General features: G+C 68.8%; 15 protein-coding genes. 3 read left to right on the plus strand and 12 right to left on the minus strand.

From position 1 onward, the window contains the following. Positions 1-17 precede the first annotated feature (17 nt). From A6048_RS05410 to A6048_RS05435, 6 genes are all read right to left on the minus strand, one after another. Positions 18-761 (minus strand): SDR family NAD(P)-dependent oxidoreductase, encoded by a 744-nt coding sequence (locus A6048_RS05410; RefSeq protein WP_107748129.1) that lies wholly within the window; start codon positions 759-761, stop codon positions 18-20. Between the two features lie 16 nt (positions 762-777). Then, positions 778-2,358, minus strand: a complete 1,581-nt coding sequence (locus A6048_RS05415) for a glycoside hydrolase family 13 protein (RefSeq protein WP_107748436.1) — start codon at positions 2,356-2,358, stop codon at positions 778-780. Between the two features lie 35 nt (positions 2,359-2,393). Further along, on the minus strand, positions 2,394-2,789 hold the full coding sequence (locus tag A6048_RS05420; protein ID WP_107748130.1) for a globin: 396 nt from the start codon (positions 2,787-2,789) through the stop codon (positions 2,394-2,396). Positions 2,790-2,886: 97 nt separating this feature from the next. Continuing rightward, positions 2,887-3,639, minus strand: coding sequence for an ABC transporter permease (locus A6048_RS05425; RefSeq protein ID WP_107748131.1), 753 nt, complete (start codon positions 3,637-3,639; stop codon positions 2,887-2,889). Then, complete coding sequence (locus A6048_RS05430) at positions 3,636-4,361, minus strand: ABC transporter ATP-binding protein (RefSeq protein ID WP_235027524.1); 726 nt, start codon at positions 4,359-4,361, stop codon at positions 3,636-3,638. The genes A6048_RS05425 and A6048_RS05430 overlap by 4 nt, the downstream gene beginning before the upstream one ends. Further along, entirely contained in the window at positions 4,358-4,903 is a 546-nt protein-coding gene (locus A6048_RS05435; protein WP_107748132.1) for a TetR/AcrR family transcriptional regulator, read from the minus strand. The genes A6048_RS05430 and A6048_RS05435 overlap by 4 nt, the downstream gene beginning before the upstream one ends. Before the next feature lie 172 nt (positions 4,904-5,075). Between A6048_RS05435 and A6048_RS05440 the strand changes: the two genes are divergently transcribed. Continuing rightward, positions 5,076-5,687, plus strand: coding sequence for an HNH endonuclease (locus A6048_RS05440; RefSeq protein WP_107748133.1), 612 nt, complete (start codon positions 5,076-5,078; stop codon positions 5,685-5,687). Between the two features lie 121 nt (positions 5,688-5,808). On the opposite strand, the gene A6048_RS05445 is transcribed toward A6048_RS05440, so the two are convergent. Beyond that, positions 5,809-6,723 carry an alpha/beta hydrolase gene (locus A6048_RS05445; RefSeq protein ID WP_107748134.1) on the minus strand — a complete coding sequence of 305 codons (915 nt, stop codon included), beginning with the start codon at positions 6,721-6,723 and terminating at the stop codon, positions 5,809-5,811. Positions 6,724-6,817: 94 nt separating this feature from the next. On the opposite strand from A6048_RS05445, the gene A6048_RS05450 reads away from it, so the two are divergent. Beyond that, positions 6,818-7,372 carry a TetR/AcrR family transcriptional regulator gene (locus A6048_RS05450; protein ID WP_107748135.1) on the plus strand — a complete coding sequence of 185 codons (555 nt, stop codon included), beginning with the start codon at positions 6,818-6,820 and terminating at the stop codon, positions 7,370-7,372. A 41-nt stretch (positions 7,373-7,413) separates the two neighbouring features. On the opposite strand, the gene A6048_RS05455 is transcribed toward A6048_RS05450, so the two are convergent. The 3 genes from A6048_RS05455 to A6048_RS05465 are packed head-to-tail and all read right to left on the minus strand — an operon-like array spanning position 7,414 to position 11,112. Then, positions 7,414-8,979, minus strand: coding sequence for a bifunctional 3-(3-hydroxy-phenyl)propionate/3-hydroxycinnamic acid hydroxylase (locus A6048_RS05455; RefSeq protein ID WP_107748136.1), 1,566 nt, complete (start codon positions 8,977-8,979; stop codon positions 7,414-7,416). Positions 8,980-9,037: 58 nt separating this feature from the next. Continuing rightward, positions 9,038-9,976, minus strand: coding sequence for a fumarylacetoacetate hydrolase family protein (locus tag A6048_RS05460; RefSeq protein ID WP_107748137.1), 939 nt, complete (start codon positions 9,974-9,976; stop codon positions 9,038-9,040). Continuing rightward, the gene (locus tag A6048_RS05465) at positions 9,973-11,112 is read right to left on the minus strand and encodes a VOC family protein (RefSeq protein WP_107748138.1); all 1,140 of its coding nucleotides are present in this window, start codon (positions 11,110-11,112) and stop codon (positions 9,973-9,975) included. The genes A6048_RS05460 and A6048_RS05465 overlap by 4 nt, the downstream gene beginning before the upstream one ends. A 123-nt stretch (positions 11,113-11,235) precedes the next feature. On the opposite strand from A6048_RS05465, the gene A6048_RS05470 reads away from it, so the two are divergent. Then, positions 11,236-11,874 (plus strand): TetR/AcrR family transcriptional regulator, encoded by a 639-nt coding sequence (locus tag A6048_RS05470; protein WP_107748139.1) that lies wholly within the window; start codon positions 11,236-11,238, stop codon positions 11,872-11,874. A gap of 42 nt (positions 11,875-11,916) precedes the next feature. Here the strand turns inward: A6048_RS05470 and A6048_RS05475 are convergent, their stop codons facing one another. Both A6048_RS05475 and A6048_RS05480 read right to left on the minus strand, forming a co-directional pair. After that, complete coding sequence (locus A6048_RS05475; protein WP_107748140.1) at positions 11,917-13,581, minus strand: FAD-dependent oxidoreductase; 1,665 nt, start codon at positions 13,579-13,581, stop codon at positions 11,917-11,919. 55 nt (positions 13,582-13,636) lie between these two features. Then, positions 13,637-14,782, minus strand: coding sequence for a cytochrome P450 (locus tag A6048_RS05480; protein ID WP_235027523.1), 1,146 nt, complete (start codon positions 14,780-14,782; stop codon positions 13,637-13,639). Positions 14,783-14,865 lie beyond the last annotated feature (83 nt).

A 14,865-nucleotide genomic window follows, 5' to 3' on the forward strand; every position in this document is an offset into this window, starting at 1 on the left:
GCTGCCGGGATTTGACGCTACCGGAGCTTGACGCTGCCGCCGTCCACCATGAGTGTCTGCCCCGTCATGTAGCGGGAGTCCTCGCTGGCCAGGAACACCGCGACGCGGCCGATGTCCGCCTCGGGGTCGCCGAACCTGCGCATCGGGGTCCCGGCCAGCAGGTGCTTCTCGATGCCGGGGTTGGCCTCGATGTACGCCTCGACTCCCTCGGTGAGAGCAAGAGGCGAGATCACGTTGACGTTGACGCCGTCCCGGGCCCATTCGTTGGCGGCCACCCGGGAGATGGCGCGGATGGCCTCCTTGGCCGCCGCGTACGAGGCCTGGGTGGGGCTGCCCTCGATACCGGCGCCGGAGGCGAAGTTGATCACCGAGCCACCCGTCGAGGCCAGGTGCGGGTGTGCGGCCTTCATCAGCCAGAAGGTGGGGTAGAATCCCGTGTCGAACGACAGGTCCAGCATCTCCTGGGTGGTCTCCAGCAGCGGTGCCTGCCGTGACGCGTGGGCGTTGTTGACCAGGACGTCGAGGCGCCCGAAGTGATCGATGGCGCTCTCGACGATCACGCGGGCGTTGTCCTCGACCGAGATGTCCGCCGCCAGGTATCGGACGCTCTCACCCAGTTCGTCGACCAGGGCACCACCGGCCGCGTCGTTGATGTCCACGACGAGTACTCGGGCACCCTCCTTGACGAACGCGCGGACGATGCCTCTTCCGATCCCACCGGCGCCGCCGGTGACGAGTGCGGTCTTCTCCGTCAACCTCATGGTTTAATCCCCGTTCTTAGTGTGGTCGTAACCATACTGCGGTGTCCGGCGGCAGGACCCCGCCGGTCGGGGATTCAGACGCGAGGGGTCCTGAGGGGAGGGGTCCTGAGGAGAGCAGGACCTCGCCCCGGGGAAGGGGCACCGACCGGTCTGAGGTGTTGAGCGCGCACACCACGCCGTCGTCGCGCCGGAATGCCAGGCATCCGGACGGCGCCCCGTACCACTCGACCGACGCGGATCGCGGGCCCGGCCAGGCCCGCCGGGTCTCGATGGCCGCCCGGTACAACGACAGCGTGGACTCCGGGTCCTCGATCTGGGCCTCCACCGTCAGACAACCCCAGGACGCGGGCATCGGGAGCCAGGTGTGATCGGAGGTCGAGAAGCCGTACGGCGGTCGGGAGCCCTCCCACGGGATCGGGACGCGGCAGTGGTCGCGGCCCATCTCCGCGTGGCCGCTGCGTTCCCAGGTGGGGTCGGTCAGCCGGTCGTGGGGGATCGAGTAGTCGCTCGGCAGACCCAGCTCGGACCCCTCGTAGAGGAACGTGATCCCCGGCAGGGCCAGCTCCACCAGCAGCATCGCACGGGCCCGGGCGGTGCCGAGGGTGCCGTTCCCGTACCGCGTCACCTCGCGCACGACGTCGTGGTTGGACAGCGCCCAGGTGGGGGCCGAGCCGGCGATGCGTGAGGCCTCCAGGGTGGAGTCGATGGCCTCGCGCACTGCGCCCGCCTCGAAGGGGGCGCCGGTGAGAGCGAAGTGGAACGCGAAGTGCAGCTCGTCGGGGCGGAGGTATCGCGCGAACCGGTCGACCGGGCCCACCCACACCTCGCCGAAGGTCGCCGCGCCCGGGTACTCGTCGACGACCGCACGGATCCGCCGGTGGACGTCGTGGACGCCGGGTCGGTCCCACCGTGCGTCGCGCTGGTCGACGACGAGCTGGGCGATCTCCACGTCGTCCGGCAGGTCGGCCAGGTCGTCGGGTTTGGCCAGTCCGTGCGCGACATCGATCCGGAACCCGTCGACCCCGAGGTCGAGCCAGAAGCGCAGGGTCTCGTCGAGGTCGTCGCCCACGTCGGGGTGCGACCAGTCCAGGTCCGGCTGCTCCGGCGCGAAGAGGTGCAGGTACCACTGCCCGGGTGTGCCGTCGGGCTCGGTGACCCGGGTCCAGGCGGGACCGCCGAACACCGAGGGCCAGTTGTTGGGCGGCTGTGAACCGTCCTCCCCGAGGCCGTCGCGGAAGAAGTAGCGTTCGCGCTCGGGGCTGCCGGGACCCGCCGCCAGGGCGGCGTCGAACCACGGGTGCTCGACGCTCGTGTGATTGGGCACCAGGTCCATGATCAGGACCATCCGCGCTGCGTGCAGGGCCTCCACCAGGTGGCGCAGCGTGTCGACGTCGCCGAACAGCGGATCCACGTCGCGGGGGTCCGACACGTCGTAACCGTGATCGGCGCCGGGCGAGCGCATGATGGGGGACAGCCACACCCCGTCCACGCCGAGCAGCTCCAGGTAGCCGACGCGGTCGATCACTCCCTGCAGGTCACCGGCTCCGTCACCGTCGGAGTCGGCGAAGGAGCGCGGGTAGATCTGGTACAGGACCATGTCCTCCCACTGCCGCGGGGCGTGGGCCGGTGACGTCACATGTCCTCCGGGGTGTTGACCATCATCGCGGCGGCCCGGGTGAAGTACTCCACCATCGCCGCCCGGTGCTCGTCGTCCATGGTCTCGCGGTCGATCGTGTCCACCGCGGCGAGCATGTGCGTGAGCCAGGCGTCGTGGGCGGCGCGGTCGACCCGGAAGGGGTTGTGGCGCATCCGGAGCCGGGGGTGACCGCGCTGCTCCGAGTAGGTGGTGGGGCCGCCCCAGTACTGCTCGAGGAACATCCGCATGCGGTCCTCGGCCGGACCCAGGTCGTCCTCCGGGTACAGCGGGCGCAGCACCGGGTCGTCCGCGACCCCCCGGTAGAACTCGTGGACCAGCTTCCGGAAGGTCTCCGCGCCGCCGATCTCGTCATAGAAGGTGCTGCTGGTCATGTTCCTCATTGTCCAGAAGGGACAGCCGGAGCGGGGCTTTTGGCCCCGGTAGGGGTGAAGACCATTCACGGACGTGGATCCGGATCGGTTGTCGGGGTCAGCGATCCAGCTGGAGACGTCTCCATGCGGCACACGTGAGAGCGGCGGACGCCACGGCGATGATTCCGGAGACGGCGAGTTGTGGCGCGGTGACGGCCTCGCCCTCCGACATGGCCCAGAGTGCGGGCGCGGCCAGCGGCATCCACCCTCCGGCCCCGGCGAGGGCTCCCACCTGCGCCACGACGACGAGCGCGATCGTGCTTCCCACTGCGGCGAGCAGCGACCGGGTCACGGTCGCGATCCAGGCAACGGGGATCGCGATCCCCGATGAGAGCGCCCCGAGTGCACCGAGTCGTCCCAGCGCCGCCCAGGTCCCGTCCCCGGGTGGGCCGTACCCGGCCACCAGTCCGACCGCGAGCACGCCCAGCACGAGGGCGATGCTGACCGCGGTGGCCCAGACGACGTAGACGACCAGCTTCGCCAACGCGATGCGACTGAGGCTGACGGGTAGGGCGAAGAGGCCGGAGATGGTGCCGTCGGCGAACTCGCGGCCGAACATCCAGGCCAACACGATCCCGAAGCCGAGGATGCCTGCGACAGCGGTGATCTGTGACGCGCCCGCGAGGAGACCGTGCCAGTCCAGGACGGCGGCGGGTCCGGCCTGGGCGATCAGCTCGGTGTTCCCACCGGCCACTCCAGCGGTGATGCCGCCGAGCACCGCGACCATGCCGAGCACGATGGCGAGGGTCGCGGTCACGCCGACCAGAGATCGCGTCAGCTTGATCGCCTCGACACGGATCGCCGCAGTCATCCCGCCTGCTCCTCAGCTGCTCGGTGACGATCGTCCAGGAGGATGCGGTCGAAGAAGGCTCGTTCGAGGTCGTTGCCCGAGGTGTCGAGCTCCCCGATCAGACGACCCGCGTTCATCAGGAGCACCCGATCGGCGATCCTCGCCACCTCGTCGAGGTGGTGACTACTGACCAGGATCGCCGCGCCCTCTCGCGCGCGCCGGGTCAGCTGCTCACGCAGCAGGATCACCGAGAGGGGATCGAGCGCGTTGCTCGGCTCGTCCAGCACGATCAGCCGGGGATCGTGGTGGAGGGCGGCAGCCAGGCCGACGCGGCGCTTGTTCCCCAGTGAGAGGGTCCGGAACCGGCGATCGGCGAGGGCGGCCAGCTTCCACGTGTGCAGCGAGTCCTCCACCCGCCGTGGATCACTGCCGTGAAGCATGCTGACGATGTGCAGGTTCCGCCGCACGGTCAACTCCGGGTAGGCCAGTGGTACCTCGATGAGTGCTCCCACCCGCGCCCACCCGTCGGCGGTCACCGCGTCCAGGGGGCTGCCGCAGAGCCGCACCGTGCCCTGCTGAGGGCGGAGCATCCCGAGCGCGAGCCGCATCAGTGTGGTCTTGCCCGCTCCGTTCAATCCGACCAGTGCCACGATCTCCCCGGCCGTGATCTGCACGGTCAGTTCCGAGACTCCCGCGCCGTCCCGGAACGTGCGAGTCACCTGGCTGAACTCGAGCACGGTCACACCCCTCCCAGCGTGTCGAGTGCCGACTGGAGCGCGGCGTGCAGCGTGGTCTCGTCCGACCGCGCCCAGTCCAGGAGAGCGGTACTCAGGCCGGCGACGACGGCGGTTGCCGCCACCCGTGCCTGCGGGTGGCCTGCCCCCCGGGCGACCAGAGCTCGTTCCAGGGCCGCGACGGTCTCCTCGTTGTTGCGTTCGATTCCTCCACGCAGCGTCCGAGCCTCAGCGATGATCCGCAATCGGTCACGCGTCGACTCCACGTCCTCGGCGCTCATCTGCGACCACGACTGCCTGATACCTTCCGCCACCGCACGCATGGCGTGCTCGTCAGCTGGACGCGCACGAACCGCCGCGGCCATCGATGGATCGAACTGGTCGGCCAGCAGGACTCGCTCCTTGGTCGGGAAGTGCCGGAACAGGGTCATCTCGCTCACCCCCGCACGCTCTGCGATCTCGGCTGTCGACGTCGCGTCGTACCCCCGCTCGGCGAACAGTGTCCACCCGGCATGTCTCAACGCCTCGTGCGTTCGACCCCATCGGTCCATGGTCGAAATGTTAGCTACTAACAATGGCTGGAACAAGGGCAGGATTTGTGGCTGGAACACGGTAATCAGCGCGAAGTGTTCATCGAGGGTGCATCATCGTTGCAGGCGAGGTTCACTACGGGCCCGGTCGATCGTGTTGGACTGGGCTCGGGCAGACGAGTGGAGACCGACCATGGGCACAGCCGTGCGCGAGAATTCGGAGTACCGACAACCGGGGTCACGAGCCCCCGTTCGACTCGAGCGCGTCCCGGACCCGCATGTCCCGCTGGCCTCCGCACCGCGGGTTCTCCTACTCAACGCCGGCTACGAGGCGCTCACCGCCCTCCCCGCCCGCCGCGCCGTGGTGATGCTGCTCGGTGGTAAGGCGGTCGTGGTCCACGAGCACCCGACCGAGATCCTGGTCCGTTCGGTCGACACGGCCGTTCGCGTGCCCTCGGTGATCATGCTCCGCGACTACGTCCGGATCCCGTACCGGGCGCAGGTGCCCATGACGCGGGCCGCCCTGATGCACCGTGACTCCCATCGGTGTGGGTACTGCAACGCCCGCGCGACCACCGTCGACCACGTGATCCCGCGCAGTCGCGGGGGAGAACACGTGTGGGAGAACTGTGTGGCCTCCTGCGCGCCGTGCAATCACCGTAAGGCCGACAAGCTCCTCTCCGAACTGGGGTGGGAACTGCGGGTGCCGTTGGTGGCGCCGAGGGGCCGGACGTGGCGGCTCGTCTCCCAGCTCCGCGAGATCGGCCCGTACTGGGAGGACTACCTGTACCTCGACGCCGCCTGAGCAACGCCGTCACATGCCCCGGAAGGCGGGTCGGGGAGCGACGGGCGCAATCAGGGCGAACCCGACGGCCACGGATGCCTTCGTCGAGACCAGACCGACGCTGGGAGAGTTGGCGCGGTTGTCATCGGGTGGCTCCGACGTGGCGGTTCAGAAAGGCGATCTGATCGGACACGATGTGCTCGAAGTGCGGGTCCAGGTAGGGCTCGAAATGTGAGAGGTCATAGGACTTCACCTCGCCGTTGGGGATGCGAGCCGCGATCGTGCGCGCCTTGGCGTACGGCGTGACGTCGTCTCTGACGGCCAGTTGCACCAGCGTGGGTGCGGTGATCTTGGCGGCATGTCGGCCCGGTGAGTAGAACGGCACCCGCAGCGCGATGCGGGCCGCGACATCGTTGTCGGCCAGTAGTTCGTCGCGCTTGTCCCCAGCCATCTCCAGTACCAGGTCATAGGCGCCAGGTGAGGTCATCATGGCGACCTCGCCGGGTCGTCCGATGGATTTCACCCGGCGCGGCGGGCGGCCCAGCCACGCCCCCACCTGATCGCGCGCCGCCGCCAACGCCAGACGAGCCACCAGTGTGGGGGATTGCGCGAACGCCGACGCGGGGCCGACGACGTGCGGCACCTGCACGATCACGGCCGCCAGCGCGTGGTCCCGGGCGGCGAGGTCCAGAATGTGACCGCCACCGAATGACGATCCCCACCCCACTACCCGGGTGGTGTCGACGCCGGCGAGGCCACGGGCGTAGGACACCGCGGCGCGCCAATCGGCATGCTGGCCGGCGATATCGAGCACCCGTCGGGGCTGCCCGTCACTCGCGCCCCAGGACCGGTAGTCGAACACCAACGCGGCGTACCCCGCTTGGGCGAACCGGGCGGCGTAGGCGTCCAGGCGCAGCTCCCGGGTCGCGGCGAACCCGTGGGCCAGCACCACGATCGGCGGGTTCTCCACGCCGTCGGGACGGTATAGCCACGCCGCACACGCCACGCCCTCGGAGGAGAAGGTGACTTCTTGCCGGACGTAGGTGTGGACGGTCATGGGCTCTCCAGGCGATTCCGGTTCGTTGATCGTCATTCAAGAGACGGTAACAGGTCGTTGAATGCCGTTCAAGAGGATCGTCTAGGATCGAGTCATGCCGGAGAACAGGCGACCCCAGGCGCCGGAGGAGAAGCGGGCGGAGATCGTCGCCGCCGCCCGCGAGCTCTTCGTCGACGCCGGCTACGACGCCACCCCGATGAGCCGCGTGGCCGCGACGGCCGGGGTTACCGCGAACACCATCTACTGGTACTTCGACGACAAGGATGCCGTTCTGATCGCCGTCCTGGACGCCGTCTTGGCAGATGCGTTGGACCAGTACCAGTCGGTGGCCGCTGAACCCATCCCCGTGCGCTTGCTGTGGGTGGTGCGCCAGCTCCAGCAGATGAGCCGCCTGGTCAGCACCGTCCACGCCCGCGCGGAGCGCTCACCCTCGGTGGCGTCGTGGCACGACGACTTCCACCTACTGACCTCCGGCCTGTTTCGTAGCGAACTCGAGGCCGCCGGCGCGGCCACAGACGGCCTGGACGCCGAAGTGATGATCGGCGTCTTCACCATCGAGGGACTCCTCATGCACCCGTTGGGCGAGGAGGAGCAGCGCGCCGTCTGCGACGCACTCACGGCGCGGTGGGTCCCGCCGCAGAGTTCCTGATGACGGACGTTCCGCCTGCCGGGGCGGTGCGGCGGTAGCGGCTATCGGGCGTCGCTGCCGGCCGCGAGGCCGGGGAGCAGGGTGTACACCTCTGCGACCGAGCGGCCCGCCGCCATGACCGTCGCGTCCGGTCGCACGACCGCCGCTCGTGCGTGGTGGGCGTGCAACCACTGTTCGAGGGGGCTGTCCAGCGCGACGACGACGCTGGTCCCGCCACGACGCCTGATCTCGAACTCCTGCTCGGGGGTGGGTGTGTCCACCGCAATGATCCGGAAGCCCGCCGTGGAGTCGTCGAGGCGGCGCCCGTCGGCGGCCACCACGGCGTTCGGCGCGAGCTGCCCGGCCAGTCGGGCTGCGCTCGGGACCGGCACCCATCGAGGAATCCCGGAGCCCACCACCCCGCGCCGGACATAGCAGGACGGCCGGAGTGCGGGGGTCGTGCTGTCGGTCAGTCTCGCCGCCAGACCCGGAACCCCCGCGAGCACGGGCGCGACGGTGCGGCGCAGGACGTCGCCGCCTCGACCACCGCCGGTCATGGCGGCTCCCGTCACCATCGCCAGGTGGATGAGATCGGTGCAGTGCGGGATACGCTCCCGCTCATAGGACTCGAGAGTCGATGACGGCGCTCCGCCCCGGAGGACGTCGGCGAGCTTCCAGCTGAGGTTCGCGGCGTCGCGCAGACCCGCGCCCATTCCCTGGCCGATGAACGGTGGCGTCAGATGCGCGGCGTCGCCGAGCAGGAAGACCCGGCGATCACGCCAGCGTTGGGCGACTCGTGCCCGAAAGGTGTATTCGGTAGAACGGACCAGTCTCAGGTCTGGCGCGTCGACGCCCTCGAGCCACGGTCGTAGCAGTGGCACGACCGTGTCGATGTGGGCGTAGTCCTCGGCCGTCTCGTGGTCGAGGAGTTGGAACTCCCAGCGGTAGCGGGTCTCGCCGACGCGCATGTAGGTGGCCGCTCTGTGGGTGTCGCACACCTGTGCCACGCCGTCCCACTGGCGTAGGTCAGCCGACGTCTCGACATCGATGACGAGCCACCGCTGACTGAACCCGAGATCCCGCCACTCGGCCGAGATCGCCGAGCGGGTGATGCTGCCGGCGCCGTCGCAGCCGAGGAGGTAGCTCCCCCGGAAAGTGATCCGTTCGCCCGTGTCGAGGTCGGTCGCTGAGACCGTGACTCCCGTATCGGACTGACCGATCCCGCACACCTCGACCCCGGAGCGGAAGGTGATGAGATCCGCGCGTCGGGCGACGGCGGTCCGGAGAAGTTCCTCGAGTCGGGGCTGGTCGAACATGGACGCGGCCGGAAAGCCGTTCGGGCCCATGCCCGGGTCACGGGGGAACTCGGCGATGACCCGCAACGCGGAGGTCACCAGACGCAGGCCGAGCGCGGGACGGGAGATCTCCGCGAACCCGGGAGCGAGACCGAGCCGGGCGATGATCCGGTACACCTCGTCATCCAGGTGCACCGCCCGCGGTTGTGGGTAGATCCCCTCCCACCGCTCGAGGAGGATCGACGGAACCCCGAGGTCGGCCAGTAGCGCGGCCGCGGTCAGACCCGCCGGCCCGGCGCCGACGATGAGAACCGGATCGATGTCGGGGCTCATCGAACCCCTATCCGGCCCGGCGCACCGATGGCGACGCGCGCCGTCGAGGTGGGGGCGATCATGCGTAGCGCACCACGTTCCGCTGCACGCCGAGATCGAGCGTCCCGTCGCCCGCGCGTATCGACGTCTCGACGATGTCGCCGTCCTGCAGGTACTTCGGATTGCCGGCCTGGCGCTTGAAGAACGCCTTCCACTTCAGGTGCGGCGGAAGCAGTGCCCCGATCAGCTCGATGGGTTTCGCGGGCGCGGTGAGTGCGGTCCCACCGGGGGTGCCGGTCAGGAGAAGGTCGCCGGCGTCGACACGCTGGAACCTGTTCAGGGTTCGTACCGCCTCCAGGGGGCTGTAGATCATGTCGGCTACGGTGCTGTTCTGGCGGGTCACCCCGTTCACCCGCAGCTGCAGGGTGAGCGTGGAGAACCTGTCCCACTCTCCGGGCTCCAGCAACACCAGGACCGGACCGACCGGGGTGAAGCTCGGGTAGGACTTCGCCTCGTAGAACTGCGTCTTGGGCAACTGCACGTCGCGGGCTGACACATCGTTGGTGATCACGAGGCCGGCCACGGCGTCGGCGAGGGTCTCCTCGTCGACGGTGGCTCCGACCGGCAGGCTTCGTCCGAAGACCAGGCCGATCTCGACCTCGTAGTCCAACAGCTGCACGTGCGCGGGCTTGATGATGTCGTCGTTCGGCCCGACGATCGATCCCGAGGCCTTGCGGAAGAACGTCAGCGGGACCTTGTCGGGGTTCATTCCGGAATCGCGGACGTGCGAGACGTAGTTCGTCATCTGCGCGATCACCCGGCAGGGCGCTGTCACCGGCGACTGCAGTGTCAGGCTCGCCGGGTCCACGACCTCGCCGCTGTCGGTCGTGGCCAGGACGACCGCCTGACGGTCCGCGATCAGCTCGGCGGTGGTGGTCGCGCGCGTGTCGATGCGACGGGCGCCGGCGGGCACCAGCACCCACCATGCATCTGCGGTACGGAGGACGGACAGGCTCATGTGCGGGCTACTTTCATCAGGCCGAGAAGGCGTTGGACATCGAACTCGTTGTCGGACTCGCGCAACGACGAGAGAATCGAGGTGAACTCGCGCAGCGCGGCGCGGCCGGGCTTGATGCCCAGGAAGTCTGCGGTCGCCGGCGGGCCCCATTGGTTGAGGCCTGACGCCGTCATCGGGGCCCAGCCGGCGGTGACCGTGCTGTCGAACTGGTCACCGTCCGTGAAGTGCTCGACCAGGAACCCGTCCGGATCGCGCCAGTAGTCGAAGAGCTGGCTGCCCTGGATGTGGCGCCCCAACCCCCACGAGTGGTCGTATCCCCGGTCGAGGAGGTACTCGCTTCCGGCGGCCAACGCGTCCAGATCGCAGACCTGGAAGGCGGAGTGGACGTATCGGTCGGCGGGGCCGAGCGTCAGGGCCAGGGTGTGGTGGTCGGCGACCTCTCCACCGCGGTCGCACCGGATGAAGCTCATCACGGGTCCGCGTTCGCGCTGGCCGGGGTAGTACAGGAAGTCGCTCACGATCATTCCCAGGTTGTGCAGATACCAGTTGAGCGACGACAGGTAGCGCGTCGACGACAGCACGACGTGACCGAGGCGCTCGACGACCGCCGGAGCGCGCGGGGGACGCTGAGTGCTGTTGACGCGGGTCCGGTCGCGTTCGAAGTTGAACGGCTGGCGGACGCTCTGCAGGGGCAGTGCCGGCCATTCGGTGACTCCCGAGACCACCCGCACGCGGCACCCGCTGGGATCCCGGGTGGTGACCGCACACCCTCCGAGGGCGTCGTCGAGAGACTCCACGGGTCGTCCCCACTCCGAGGCCAGTGTGTGGACGTCGGCGTCGTCGGCCGCGAGGAAGGCCGCGCCGGTGAACGCGGTCCGCGCTGCCCGACGGACGATGACACACGGCGGCCCCGCGAGGGCGCCCCGTAGGTGCAGCTCATCGGGAGTCTGAAAGGTGGGGGTGAACCCGAAGTCCACCGCGAACGCAGCGGTGCGGACGAGATCGGGCTTGTCGAACTCCAACCAGGCGATGTCGTGGACCTTCACCACCGGGTCCGGCCGGCGCCCGGGATGTTCCCCGGGCAAGGCGCCCTGATCGGCGTGCAGTCCCTCGTGCACGTCATGGTTGACCGTCATCTCGACTCCCGTCGTCTCGGTTGACGATATCGTCATATACGCCGCATGCGTCAGTCAAGTCTGTTGATGATTTCGTCACGGGTGCGTATGGGACCATGTGACCCATCGTGGAAGGAGAATGCGATGGCCCAGGCTGATCCGGGCGTTCTCTCGCGCGCTCAGAGACGCAAAGCCCAGACCCGGCGGTCCCTCATCGGTGCCGCCCAACAGCTGATGGCTCAGGGGCGGACCGCGGTCTCGGTCCTCGACATCACCACGATGGCCGACGTCGGCAACGGCTCGTTCTACAACCACTTCGCCACGAAAGAGGAGTTGTTCGAGGCTGCGGTGATGTCCGTCGTCGAGGACCACGGGGAACTGCTGGACGCCTTCACCGAGGGGATGAGCGATCCGGCGCACATGTTCACGCAGAGTTTCCGCTTGACCGGTCGTCTGCACCGTAGGTACCCCGAGTTGAGCAGAGTCGTGGTCAACCACGGTTTGTCTGTCCTCGCCACCGCCGACGCAGGGTTGCTTCCCCGCGCGCGTCGCGATATCGAGGCGGCGGTCGCCGCCCGGCGATTCGTCGCCACCGACATCGACGTGGCCCTGACCGTCGTCTCCGGGTCCGCGTTGACGCTGGCGTTGCTGCTGCACGACCAACCCGGACGCGACGACGCGGCCACGACCGACGCCGTCACCGCCCACGTTCTGCGTGCCTTGGGTGTCAGCGAGGACGAGGCCGCGGCGCTCATCGCTCTTCCGCTGCCGGACTGGGGCTGACCACGCTCGGGAGTACTCATGGGATGTCCCGGTAGAGGCTGATCAGATCGCGGTGATCGCGACCAGCACCATCTCGTCGACCGACACCAGCTTGCGGCGGCGGCGGCCGTCGCGGCGCCCGGCCGCTCGTTCGTGGTCGTCGATCGCGGCCCAGCCGGCTGCGTCGATCCTCGTCCCCCGACGCTCGGCGATCAGGGCGTCGACGTCGTCCTCACCGATCGGGGGAGGCGACAGGCGACTCTGTGTCCAATCGGCGATGATGGCCTCGGCGGTCTGCAGACCACACTGCCTGTTGGCGCCGATCCCTCCTCGCGCGCCGCGCTTGATCCACCCTGCGACGTAGACGCCGACAATCGGGGATCCGTCCTCGGTCACGCGACCGCCGTCGTTGGGGATGACGGCGGCACCGGAGTCGAACGGTAGGCCGGAGAACGGATCCGCGCGATACCCGATCGACCGGATCACCGTGGACGCGGGCACGGTCGTCTCAAGGCCCGTCGGGACGACGCGACCGGTGCCGTCGGTGCTGTACGCCATGCGAGTGACCCGCATTCCTGAGACGCCGTGGTCGTCGCCGAGGATGGCGGCGGGGGAGGACAAGTAACGGAACGCGACCGTGCGCGCCGCGCCCGTCGGTGTGCGGGCTGCGTAGCGGCGGGCGAGGCGCAGCTTGGTGGAGGTGGTGGGGTCCAGCGTTCCCGCCTGCTCGTCCCGGTGGGTCTGCGGGTCGAGAACCAGGTCAGCCTGGTCCACGACGACGTCCACGCCGGAGAGCGAGGCGAACGCCTGGAACTCGGAATTGGTGTACGCGGCGTGAGCCGGACCGCGTCTGCCCAGGATGCTCACGTGCCGCACCGTCGACTGGCGAAGGGCCCGCAGCGCGTGATCGGCGATGTCGGTGCGCGCCAGCTCATCGGGATCCGTCACGAGGATCCGTGCCGCGTCGAGGGCCACGTTGCCGTTGCCCACGATCACGACGGACTCGCCGCTGAGGTCGATCTCGTCGTCGGCATGGTCGGGGTGGCCGTTGTACCAGGCCACGAAATCCGTGGCGGCGAGCGATCCGGGCAGGTCCTCGCCGGAGATGGCCAGAGCGCGATCAGCGGCCGCCCCGGTGGCGACGATCACCGCGTGGTACCTGGAGCGGAGTTCGTCGAGGGTGATGTCGACTCCCACCTCGACGTTGAGGAAGTACCGGAACGCCTCGCGAGCCGCGGTCGCGGCGAACGTCCGCTCGACGCCTTTGGTCGCCGCGTGGTCCGGGGCGACTCCCGCGCGCACCAGACCATAGGGGGTGGGGAGGCGGTCGAACATGTCGACCGTGACGCCGCGGTGCCGCAGCAGTTCCCCCGATGTGTAGAAGGCGGCCGGCCCCGCACCGATGACCGCCACCCGGAACGGAAGCGGTCCGGAGTCGAATGCCGGACGGGGCGGCGTCCAGGAGCCGACGATCTCGCGTCCCCGGAAGTAGTCGGCATTCATCTCGGGAAAGTCCGAGTCCGGCGGCAGCAGATCGTCCGGAACGATGGCGTCGACGGGGCACTCGTCCACACACGCCCCGCAATCGATGCAGGCGGCCGGGTCGATGTGCAGCATCTCGGCCCGGGCGAACCCGGGCGACCCGGGTGTCGGATGAATACAGTTCACCGGACACACCGTGACGCAGCTCGCGTCGTTACAGCACGGCCGCGTGATGACATGGGCCACCGGGCTTCCTCCTTGGATCGTCACGAACCGCCCGCCTGTGGCGGACGGAGTTCACTCAGCGGAACGAGGCCCGGAAGGACTCGAAGCCCTGAAGGCAGTTGTTGCGCAGCAGTTCCGGATCACTGACGGTGATGGAAGAGACGCGCGGGACCATCGCGTGCAGCAGGGTCTGCATCTCCAGCTTCGCCAGCTGCATGCCGACGCAGGTGTGCACACCGTGCCCCCATCCGACATTGCCGCCACGCCATTCCAGCGAGAATCGCTCGGGGTGGTGGAAGTGCCGCTCATCACTGTTCGCAGCGGCGAACACCACCGCGATACGGTCCTTCGGGCGCAGCTGGACCCCACCGAACTCGGTATGCGCGGCGACGGATCGCGTGAACGACCGGACCGGCGACGCCATCCGCACCGCTTCCACCACCGCGGTCGGGATCAGGTCCGGGTCTCGGCGCAGCCGTTCCCACAGCCCGGGAGTTGTTCCCAGGCTCCACAGCAGCTGGCCGGTCGACAGGATCGTGGTGTCCAGACTCGGGGCGACGAAGTCAATGATCATGTTCTTCGCCTCGACCCGCCCGATCTCTCCCCGGTCAGCGGCATCGAGGACCGTCGACGCCCACCCGCCGGGTGTCACGTTCCGGCGGCCGACCGCCAACGTGTAGAGGAACAATCCGAGCGATCCGCGTACGGAGCCACGCGCCCGGCGATTCGCCGAACCGAGACCGTCGAACGTCGACTGGCCCCAGTTCAGCATCTGCTCCGGGGTCACCTTCACACCGACCAGTTCAGCGACCGCCTGCACCGGTAGGCGGGTCGCGAAGTCGGCGATGCCATCGAAGTGATCCTGTGCCAACAGCCGGTCGACGGTGTCGGCGGCCTCCTGCTCCAGTGTGGGCAGCGACGGGCGTATCGCCCGTGAGGTCAGGGACTGCATGAGGATCATCCGGCGGTTCATGTGCGTGGCGTCGTCACTCGCGAGCGTGGTGTAGTGCCCGAGGGTGTTGGCGACCGGGTTGGCGCCCACGCCTTTGCCGCTGCGGAAAGTCGCGTCGTCGCGTAGGGCCAGCCGCACGTCGTCGAACCGGCCGATCGCGAACATCCGATGACGTGGGAGCCATACGACGGGGCCCGCGTCCCGGATTCGGCGATACACCTCCTGTGGTCTGTCGACCACCTCGTCGCCGTACAGATCGACGTCAACCACCGGCGCCCCACGGTGTGTAGCGGTCCGGAGAAGAGAGTGTCGAAGCGTCATCGGCCCGTCCTGGTGTCACGAGTCGCACCGGC

Origin of the sequence: Dietzia psychralcaliphila, assembly GCF_003096095.1 — a bacterium.
Classification (GTDB): Bacteria; Actinomycetota; Actinomycetes; order Mycobacteriales; family Mycobacteriaceae; genus Dietzia; species Dietzia psychralcaliphila.